The organism is Micromonospora halophytica (assembly GCF_900090245.1).
Classification (GTDB): Bacteria; Actinomycetota; Actinomycetes; order Mycobacteriales; family Micromonosporaceae; genus Micromonospora; species Micromonospora halophytica.
Genome location: NZ_FMDN01000047.1, coordinates 1 through 9,148, shown reverse-complemented (window position 1 = coordinate 9,148; position 9,148 = coordinate 1). Strand labels below are relative to the sequence as shown.

The following is a 9,148-nucleotide window of genomic DNA, read 5'->3' as shown; positions in this document are numbered from 1 at the left end:
AGCCCGGCGGCCTGGACCGCGTACCCGCCGGCCAGCGCGAAGCCGTAGCGATCGGCTGCCGCCAGGCCGGTACGGGCGAGGCGTTCGTGGAAGGGGTCCACCGCTACGCCGCCTCGCTACGGGTTGCGGCGAGTTCGGGGATGGCTTCCTCCCAGCGCTGGCGGAGCTGGGGTGGCAGCCAGAGGGTGGGCCAGAGTCGCCGAAGGAGATGGGCGTCGAGCCAGGTGTGCAGATCCTCGACGGTACTGGCCTCGGTGAGCACCACCTTGTACATGCTGGCCAGGCGCGCGGGCCGGTTCAGGTCGTACTCGGCGCGCCCGGACCAGTCGAGGTGACGCGGAAGCGTCACCGTGCCGTCGGTCGGGCCGTGCAGTTCGGTGAGGGTTTCGGCCACCACGTAGGGCTTCCGGTCGCCGTATGGCCGGTAGTCCGCTGGCGGCTGGGGTGATGTCCTGCGTCGGCTGAGGTTGGTCGCCCGCCGGATCTCCGGTCGGAGTGCCTGACGGATCGTTTCCCGGCTGTATCCGGTGACCCGCTGCAGGTCCACCGGCCGCCATCCGGCCGCGTGGAAGGCCCGCAGTTGCTCGTCCCGCTCGGTCAACGCCTGCGCCCGTGTCGCCTCGTACCTGGAGACAACCGCCTGCAGCTCATCCTCGGAGAACCGGCCCATGGCGATCAGCCTACTACGCTAGGCCCAGCAAGCTTGGCCTTTCATTCGCACCCTGTAACCGGCGAGCCCAGGCGTGGTGATCGCGTCGGGATGCACTCATGTTCTGGTGAAGCCGAGGGCCCGGTATCCGGGCATGCGGCGTGGGAGTGAGGCAGCGAGGATGGGAGTGGCCGGGTCGTGGTAGTCGTGGACCTCGGCGAGGTCCTTGCCGGGCGCGGCGCGGATGACGCGGCCGGCGCACTGGACGAGTAGGCCGTCGTAGGAGATCGGGCCGGCGAGGAAAAGGGTGTCGAGGGCGGGGGCGTCGAAGCCTTCACCGATGAACGGTGTGGTGCCGATGACGAGCAAACCCTCACCGGCTTTGGCGCCGTCGAGCCGGTCAACGATGGTCCGCCGTTCGCGGGTGCTCATCGCGCCTTGGAGCACGAGCGACTGGTGTCCGCGTGCGGCGAGCAGGGCGGTGAGAGCTTCGACCTGGGCGACCCGTCGGGTCAGGACGAGACAGTTGCGACCGCGGGTCAGGGCTACGGCGACATCATCGGCGATCTGGGTGTTGCGGGGCTCGTCGAGGGCCAGTCGCCGGTGCACCTCGGCGAGCGCGCCGGATGCGTCCAGGTCGACGTCGCCGGGCTGGAAGGCGGTCTCGTGGATGAACAGCGCTCGACGAGGTCCGGCGTCGGCGTACATCGCTGCCGCGAGAGTGCCTTGTTCATCGTCGGTCAGGGTGTGCCGGACGGGTCCGAGTTGCCAGGTGACGAGTTGGCCGAGGCCGTCACGTCGGGTGGGTGTGGCGGTGAGGCCGAGCCAGAACTGCGCGGCGATCCGTTTGACCGAGTGCTCGTACGCGGCGGCGCCGAGGTGGTGGCATTCGTCGACGATGACGTGCCCGTACCCCTGAGTCAGGGTGGCGACGTCGTCGCGCCGCGCCAGGGAGGGCAGCAACGCGATGTCCACCGTGCCCGTGAGCTTGCGTCGGCCGCCGCCGAGTTGCCCCGGCCTCAATCCGAGGAACTGTTGGATCCGGGTGCGCCACTGGTCAGCGAGGGCTTTGCGGTCGACGAGGACGAGGGTGGAGGTGTTGCGTTCTGCGATCACGGCGCAGGCCATGACGGTCTTGCCGGAGCCCGGTGGGGCCACCAGGATCCCGTCGTCGTGGGCGAGAAGCGCGCTGACCGCGTTGGCCTGCCTGCTGGTGAGTTCGGCGGTGAACGCGGCGTCGATCTCGGTCCCGGGGTTCCGTGCGTCCGTGACTGCCAGCCGGGATCCGGCGCGCTCGACGATCGTGGTGATGGTGTGCCGCAGGCCCCGCGGGAGGACCAAGCGGTCATCGAGGGTGAGGTCGTAGCCCTGGATGAAGCGTGGGGTGTCCCAGGTGGACTTGCGGAGTCGCTGCAACTCGTAGAACTTCGGGTTGGCCATGGCGGCGGCGTGCTTGAACGTCGCCAGCGCGGCGGGGGTGAGCTGTCTGGCGTCGATGCTCAGCCCGGCGCCTACCTCCGCGTGGACCACCGGAGGGAGCGGAGGGTGGACCTGGGTCGCGGCGGACCGGCTCATCGTGGCGACGTCGGCACCGGTGACGGCTTGCTTGGCCTGCCGGGCGACGTGTTCGGCGTCGCCGGGGCTGAGCCGGTCCAGCGTCGACAGGAACGCCCACTGGTCCGCGTGCGGCTCGAGGGTGCTGAGGTCGAGAAACGTGGTCAGCCCGTCCTTGCGGCGGCGTCCCTGCAGGGGTGCGGCGATGAGGTTGCCGAAGCCACCCTCGGGCAGGACGTCCTGGTTGGGGAAGAGACGGTCGTACGACCGCAGGTCCATCGACCCGCGCAGCACCATCGCCTCGCGCAGCAGGACCGTGCCGACGGCGCGCGCGGTGGCTGCGGGAACAGCGCCGGTGAAGAAGATCCACACGTGGGCGCCGCGGCCTGACTGGGAGATCTCCATCGCGGCGGGCACCGCGCTGGCTCGTGCCGCTTTCACGTAGGCGAGGGCGTCGAGCATCGCCGTGGGCCCGTCGAAGTCGGCCACGACGAAGTGGCAGGTGTTGCCGGGCATCAGCGGGTACAGGCCCATGAACACGTCGCCGACCAGATGCGCCGCGACGACCTCCGTCGTACGGGGCAGGTAGGTGGCACCCCGCCGGTCCATCCCCTTACGCCAACCGCCGGCGACCGCGGGCATCCACCCGGCAGCGCCGGTACGGGCGTTGTCCCACCGCACGGCGTACACGTCGGCCCGGGCCCGGAACCGGTCGGCGAACAACGCCAGCTTGTCCCGAGTCGGCGAAGCCATGGTGACCAGCCCTGGCGGCTCAACCGGCGCGGACAACTGCTCCGGCGCCGCAGACGTGTCCTGACCGCGCAGCTCCAGCAGACGTCCCAGCCGGGCGTTCTCCGCCCGTAACCGCTCCACCTCCCGCCGAAGATCGACGAACTCGGCCACCGAACCCATGCCGACCATCCTCGCGCATCAGGCTCCGAACACCACGGCACCGGTCCGCTATCCTCCGCCGATGGCATCGAAGGGCAACGCCGCGCTGGAGGCGATGATCGAGGAAGCCACCCTCGACACGGACGGTCACGAAGACGAGCGTGCCGGCCTGTTCACCATGATCGAGGAGCATCTGACGGTGCCGTTCACCACCACCGTCCTCGGCATCGAGGTCACCGTGCGGAAGGTCGAGCTGACCGCGGACAGTATTGCTGCGGTCTGCGTCCGGGGCCGCCACCGGCAGAGGATCGACCTGCTCGACCTGCCGCTACCCACCCCGGCACCGGACGGCGCCGCGTGGATCGACGCCTACCGGCACTGGGCCGGAAGGTAGGCCCCGGTGAGCGAGTACCAGTACTACGAGTTCGCCGCCGTCGACCGGCCCCTCACCGGCCGGGAGCGGGCCGAGCTGCGGTCGATGTCGACCCGGGCCGACATCACCGCCACCAGCTTCGTCAACACCTACGAGTGGGGCAACTTCAAGGGCGACCCGCGCACGCTGATGGAACGATACTTCGACGCGCACCTGTACCTGGCGAACTGGGGAACCCGCCGGCTCATGCTGCGGCTACCGAAACACGTGCTCGACCTCGCCACGGTGGCCCGGTACTGCCAAGGCGACAGCGCATCCGCTTGGACCGCAGATACGCACGTCATCATCGACCTTCACGACGAGGACGAGGACGGCACCGACGAGTGGGACCTCGACGGCCACGGCCTGCTCACCTCGATCATCCCGGTCCGGGCCGGCCTCGCCGCCGGCGACCTGCGCCTGCTCTACCTGGCGTGGCTGCGCTGCGTACAGTCCGAGGACGTTGCCGGCGACGAGCCCGAACCGCCCGTCCCGGCTGGGCTGGACACCCTCGACGCGCCCCTCACCGCCGTCGCTCAGTTTCTGCGCATCGACCCTGACCTGATCGCGGCTGCGGCGGCTGGGTCCGTCGCCGGCCGCCTCCGGCGAACCGACCGCCGCACAACTACGGAAGTGGGTCGTCGGGCTGCCCGCCCGGGACAAGGACGCCATCCTGACCGACCTGATCACCGGCGGCGACAGCCACCTGCGCAGCCGACTGCTGCGCCGCTACCGCGACGCACACCGCACTGATACGCCCACCCCGGCAGTCGCCCGCACCGCCGGGGAACTGCTCGCCACCGCCGCGGAGTTGCGCGCCCAGCGGGAACGACGGGACGCCGAGCAGCGCGAACGCGACCGGGCTTGCCGGGAACGGTCCGCCGCAGCCGCCCGGCAACGGCACCTCGACACCCTCGGAGTCGACCAACCCGCCGCCTGGCAGCGGGTCGACGAACTCATCGCCACGAAGAAACCCCGCGAGTACGACACCGCTGTACAACTCCTCGTCGATCTGCGCGATCTTGGCGAACGCGACGGGGACAGCTCATCGTTCCGACACCGGCTGGCCGAGCTACGGGCGGTGCACGCCCGCAAGCCCAGCCTGCTCGAACGCCTCAACCTCGCAGGCCTCGACACCTGACGCTTGGATCGCCGCCCGGTGAGCTGGCCACCATCGCCTACACGCGCTGCGGCTCTCGCGCCGGCGCCACGGCCTCAGACGTCGACCGTCGGCCTGCAACAGGGTCGGCGTGGGCGGCCATAGTGTGGTGTGAGGCATCAAGTATGGCCGTCGGACGAGGACCTGTGGTCCTCGATCGCCGCCGGTGACGAGGCGGCGTTCGGTCGGCTCTTTGACCGATACTCCCGCCCGGTCTACAACCACGCGTTCCGGCTGACCGGGTCGTGGTCGACGGCCGAGGACGTCACTCAGGCGACGTTCCTCGTCGCGTGGCGCCGCCGGCACAACGCCCGACTCGTGGACGGATCGGCGCTGCCGTGGCTGCTGGTCGTCACCACGAACGCGGTCCGCACCGAGTGGCGGTCGGGGCGCCGATGGCTTGCGCTGCTACGGCGTCTACCGGCGGAGCGGTACGCCGACGGTGACCTCGCGGACGAGGTTTCCGCGCGGCTGGACGACGAGCGGCGGATGGCTGAGGTTCTCGAGGTGGTCCGCCGGTTGCCGCCGGCCGAGCGGGAGGCGGTGGCGTTGTGCCTGTGGTCCGGCGTGTCGTACCCGGATGCGGCGGCCGTGTTGGGAATCAGCGAGGTGGCGGTGCGGTCGAGGGTGAGCCGTGCGCGCAGCCGCCTGGCCCGTCTGATGCCAGATGAGATCCAGGAGGGGAAGCGGTGAACGACATTCTCGACCTGCCCGCGGAGCGGGACCTGCCGCCGGAGGCGGCGCTTGCGATGCGGGCCCGGATTCTCGGCTTCGTGAGCCCGCCTCCGCCGCGTATTCCACGACTGCGGATCGCCATTGCTGCGGCGGTGCTGCTGGCCGTGGCGTCCGGTGCCGCGGCGGTGGTGTGGGACCGGACGGAGCGCTCGACCATGCAGGTGCTGGCCATGGGACCCGGTGAGCTGTCGCCGACGCTGCAGGAAGCGGCCGAGCGGTGCCTGCGGTGGAACTCCCCGCAACGACAGACCCGGCAGAATCCGGGTGAGCGACCCGTCCCGGTGTCCCTGGCCGACCTCGCGGTGGCCACCGAGCGAGGTGACCGCGCACTGGTGTTGTTCATGAACGACGTCGGCTACGCCACCTGCGACGTGGAAGGGGCGGGAACAGCCCGGGAGTCCGGCGGGGGCGCCACCGAGCCGTGGCCGCACGGTGCTTGGCTGCCCGGGCCGGTGCAGCGGCTGCTGCTGACCTCCACCGAGTCCGACGGCGGGGACGTCAGCATCAGCGGCCGGGTCAGCAGCCGCGTCCACCGGCTCGTACTCGACCACGGCGACGGCCACACCACAGCAGCCCGGCTCTCCGAAGGCGCGTTTGGCCTCATGACCAGCGACGCAAGACTCAAAGCGAGCAACGACCCTCAACTGGTCAGCTACGACTCCGGAGGGACCGAGATCGACAGGCGCCCGCTGTTCCAGGCCGAGGACCAACTCGAGCACTGCTACACGGGCCCCGACGGGAAGCGGATCTACGGCAAACCGACCAGCGACTGCCGTCCTGCCGAGAAGTGGGGGCGATAGCCACGATCGGAGGCTGACCGCTGACCGGGGACGTGGGTCGTCACTCGCGGACCAGCCCCGGCGGCAGCGCGTCCTCGCCGAGTCGGACCTGGCGGGCATTCGCCACGGGGTCGCGTTCGAGGGTGTGGATAAGTGGCGCCGGGCCGCCGACGCAGGTCCAGGTGTCGTCCCAGAGCGCGGAGACCAGCCATGACCGGTCGGCAGGGAAGAACAGATCGGGTAGCGCGCCGTGCGGGTGGCGGATGTGCCCACCGGTGCGCCAGGTGAGGGCTTGCTCGGGGCCGGCCTGGACCAGCACGTACGGCCAGTTCCAGTAGAGGAACACCCTCGGGGCGTGGGGGAAGACGACGTCGTGGGCGCCGGTGTCGAGGTAGGCCAGCCACCACGGCTGGTCGGGCGTGTGCGTGGTGAGGTCCTCGATCAGGGCCTGCTCGTAGGCGGCGGCGGTGACGTCGTCGGTCTGGTACGTGGTGGCGTAGGCGTCGAAGACCGATGGGATGGCGGTGGTGATCGAGACGCCGGCAGTGGTGTGCCCGGCGATCCAGCTCACGTCGGCGGCAGTGCCGACGCGCCAGCCCCGCCCGTCCTTGTTGACCTGCACACCGCCATTCAAGCCGCTGCGGCGACGGTTGGCGTGGCAATCAGGCCGGTCGCGGAGCGGCGGCCGCGACCAGCCGTCGTGGGCCACGATGCCGTACGCCTGCCCCGCGCTCGGTGGAGCGCTGATGCTCCGCAGGTCCCGCACATCGTGTCCGGGGTGCCGGCCGGCGACGGCGGCAGGCTCAGGGTTGCCGCGCCCGCGGGGTCCGGGGGTGGGGATGGCTGAAGTGTGTTCCGCCGTGATCGTGGCTGAGCCTCGAGGTGCCACCCACTTCTCGCTCCGCGGGCGGGCCGGGTTGAACGGGCGCGGCACCGACAGCCGTAGACCCTGATGTCCGGGAGCGGTGGGTATGGCTGCGTGTGTTTCGCTGAGATCGTTTGGCTCACGGTAGGAGATGCCACCCGCCGCTTCGTCGTCTGCGAGATTCGGTAGACCGCTGATGGAGATCCGCGACCTGCGTTCGCCTCGTGAGAAGGTGCCGGCAAACCCGAACCCACAGACGACGGGCCGACCGACAAGACCGATCAAGTGGAAGGAGCGCGAGGGTGGCGAAGCTGTGGATCGGCGTGGACATCGGCAAGACCCACCACCACGTCGCCGCCGTCGACGGCGACGGCCGGCTGGTCTACTCCCGCAGGGTCGCCAACGACGAGACCTCCCTGCTCACGGTCATGGCCGAGGTGTCGACGTATGGCCGGCCGGTCTGCTGGGCGGTCGACGTCACCACCGGCCTGTCCGCCCTCCTGCTGACCCTGCTGTGGCGGCGGCAGGTCCAGGTCCGCTACGTCTCCGGCACCGTCGCGTTCCACATGGCCACCGCGTTCGCCGGCGAGAACAAGACCGACGCCCGCGACGCCGTCGTCATCGCCCAGACCATCCGCATGCGCCCCGACATCCCGATCCTGGAACCCTCCGACCGGCTCCTCGCCGAATTCACCGTCCTGACCAGCTACCGCGCCGACCTCGTCGGGCAGCGCGTCGCCACCCTCTTCCGGCTACAGGAACTCCTCACCGGGATAAGCCCCGCTCTGGAGCGCGCGGTCGACCTGAACCGCAAAGCCCCGATGATGGTCCTGGCGTGCTGGCAGACACCGGCCGCGATCCGGCACGCCGGCGTCGACCGGATCACCGCCCTGCTCCGCCGCGGGCACGTGAAGAACGCCGTTCAGGTCGCCGAGGCGATGGTCACCGCCGCCCGGCAGCAGACCGTGAACCTGCCAGGACAACGCGCCGCCGCGGTGGTCGTCGGGCAGATGGCCACCGAGATCCTCGCCCTCGAACAACGCATCGCCGCCGTCGACGACCTCATCGCCGAACAGCTCGACCAGCACCCGCTGGCGCCGATCATCGAGAGCCTGCCCGGCATGGGACCCCTGCTCACCGCCGAACTGCTCGTCCACACCGCCGGCATGACCGAGTACGACAGCCCGGCGAAACTCGCCGCCCACGCCGGCCTGGCACCTGTCTCCCGCGACTCCGGAACGGTCTCCGGGAACCATCGCCAGCCCCGCCGGTACCACCGAAGACTGCGGCACATTCTGTGGATGGCCGCGTTCACCGCTGCCAGGGAATGCCCCACGTCGCGTGCCTATTACGAGAAGAAACGCGCCGAAGGAAAGAACCACCGTCAAGCGATTCTCGCCCTCGCGCGACGGCGGGTTGACGTCCTCTGGGCACTTATCCGCGACCGCAAGACCTTCACCCGACCGGCACCAGCGATCCGCGCCGCAGCCTGAAACGGCCCGCTCCACGCCGACGCGAGCCCACTGCGCCGGCCACTCCACCCTGCCCGCCAAGATCAACCGGAGTCACATGGAGACTCCTAACCCGACGCTGCGCCGGTGTCCGTAGGCCGATGACCTGCGGCCTTCCTATCGTCCTCCGTTGCGTGCCGGTCGCTTCGCGGGCTCGCTGCGATCGCTTGCCGAAGATCAGCTGTGACGACGTTGTGGGCCCTGTGGGTGCCGGCTTGACGTAGCCGCGAGGCGGTGCTGAGTCATCCTTCCTCGTCGTTGAGCAGTTCGCGGCGCCACTCCGCGAATCGGCTTCGGAGATCGTCCAGCGCTGGGCCGGTGACGCCGTACTGGGAGAAGTCGTCGGGATCGAGCTGGGTGGCTTGTCCGAGGGCGTCGGCGAAGATACGCGGGTCGAAGCCACGGTCGGCGCGCTGCGCGAGGGCGAGAAGGGCGCTGCGGGTGTAGCGGCCGGATCGGAGGGTGGCGTCGATGTCGATGAAGTCCCGGGCGAACGCCCGCCCGTAGAGGGCGCTCATCTTGTTTGCGACCGCGTCGTCGGGGTGGAGGACGGGTCCGATCGCCATGAGGATCGGTTCGTTGGCACGCCAGTC

10 protein-coding genes and 1 pseudogene are annotated in these 9,148 nt (G+C 70.1%); 6 read left to right on the top strand and 5 right to left on the bottom strand.

What is annotated here, in order from left to right:
* The 3 genes and pseudogenes from GA0070560_RS30190 to GA0070560_RS27690 form a co-directional block, all read right to left on the bottom strand.
* Nucleotides 1–101: pseudogene (locus tag GA0070560_RS30190) on the bottom strand (nucleotidyl transferase AbiEii/AbiGii toxin family protein); the annotation flags it as partial.
* Between the two features lie 2 nt (nt 102–103).
* The gene (locus tag GA0070560_RS27695) at nt 104–670 is read right to left on the bottom strand and encodes a hypothetical protein (protein ID WP_091303039.1); all 567 of its coding nucleotides are present in this window, start codon (nt 668–670) and stop codon (nt 104–106) included.
* 96 nt (nt 671–766) lie between these two features.
* On the bottom strand, nt 767–3,115 hold the full coding sequence (locus GA0070560_RS27690; RefSeq protein WP_091303037.1) for a DEAD/DEAH box helicase: 2,349 nt from the start codon (nt 3,113–3,115) through the stop codon (nt 767–769).
* A 61-nt stretch (nt 3,116–3,176) separates the two neighbouring features.
* Here GA0070560_RS27690 and GA0070560_RS27685 point away from each other — a divergent pair, with 61 nt between their 5' ends.
* From GA0070560_RS27685 to GA0070560_RS27670, 5 genes are all read left to right on the top strand, one after another.
* Entirely contained in the window at nt 3,177–3,488 is a 312-nt protein-coding gene (locus tag GA0070560_RS27685; RefSeq protein ID WP_245675763.1) for a hypothetical protein, read from the top strand.
* A 6-nt stretch (nt 3,489–3,494) separates the two neighbouring features.
* Nucleotides 3,495–4,259 (top strand): hypothetical protein, encoded by a 765-nt coding sequence (locus GA0070560_RS27680; RefSeq protein WP_245675762.1) that lies wholly within the window; start codon nt 3,495–3,497, stop codon nt 4,257–4,259.
* 58 nt (nt 4,260–4,317) lie between these two features.
* The gene (locus GA0070560_RS29690; protein ID WP_245675761.1) at nt 4,318–4,647 is read left to right on the top strand and encodes a hypothetical protein; all 330 of its coding nucleotides are present in this window, start codon (nt 4,318–4,320) and stop codon (nt 4,645–4,647) included.
* 129 nt (nt 4,648–4,776) lie between these two features.
* Entirely contained in the window at nt 4,777–5,358 is a 582-nt protein-coding gene (locus GA0070560_RS27675) for an RNA polymerase sigma factor (RefSeq protein ID WP_091303033.1), read from the top strand.
* Nucleotides 5,355–6,200 (top strand): hypothetical protein, encoded by an 846-nt coding sequence (locus GA0070560_RS27670; protein WP_091303031.1) that lies wholly within the window; start codon nt 5,355–5,357, stop codon nt 6,198–6,200. The genes GA0070560_RS27675 and GA0070560_RS27670 overlap by 4 nt, the downstream gene beginning before the upstream one ends.
* 40 nt (nt 6,201–6,240) lie before the next feature.
* Here the strand turns inward: GA0070560_RS27670 and GA0070560_RS28960 are convergent, their stop codons facing one another.
* Nucleotides 6,241–6,801, bottom strand: a complete 561-nt coding sequence (locus GA0070560_RS28960) for a hypothetical protein (protein WP_170839616.1) — start codon at nt 6,799–6,801, stop codon at nt 6,241–6,243.
* A 545-nt stretch (nt 6,802–7,346) separates the two neighbouring features.
* Here GA0070560_RS28960 and GA0070560_RS27655 point away from each other — a divergent pair.
* Nucleotides 7,347–8,537, top strand: a complete 1,191-nt coding sequence (locus GA0070560_RS27655) for an IS110 family RNA-guided transposase (protein WP_091303029.1) — start codon at nt 7,347–7,349, stop codon at nt 8,535–8,537.
* A gap of 260 nt (nt 8,538–8,797) precedes the next feature.
* Here GA0070560_RS27655 and GA0070560_RS27650 read toward each other — a convergent pair.
* Nucleotides 8,798–9,148, bottom strand: a 351-nt coding sequence (locus GA0070560_RS27650) for a nucleotidyl transferase AbiEii/AbiGii toxin family protein (RefSeq protein WP_170839615.1), incomplete at its 5' end; no start/stop codon positions are given.

Excerpts from the sequence above, each read along its gene's own strand:
- GA0070560_RS27695 (WP_091303039.1), bottom strand. The coding sequence starts at position 670 with ATGGGCCGGTTCTCCGAGGATGAGCTGCAGGCGGTTGTCTCCAGGTAC.
- GA0070560_RS27690 (WP_091303037.1), bottom strand. The coding sequence starts at position 3,115 with ATGGGTTCGGTGGCCGAGTTCGTCGATCTTCGGCGGGAGGTGGAGCGG.
- GA0070560_RS27685 (WP_245675763.1), top strand. The coding sequence starts at position 3,177 with ATGGCATCGAAGGGCAACGCCGCGCTGGAGGCGATGATCGAGGAAGCC.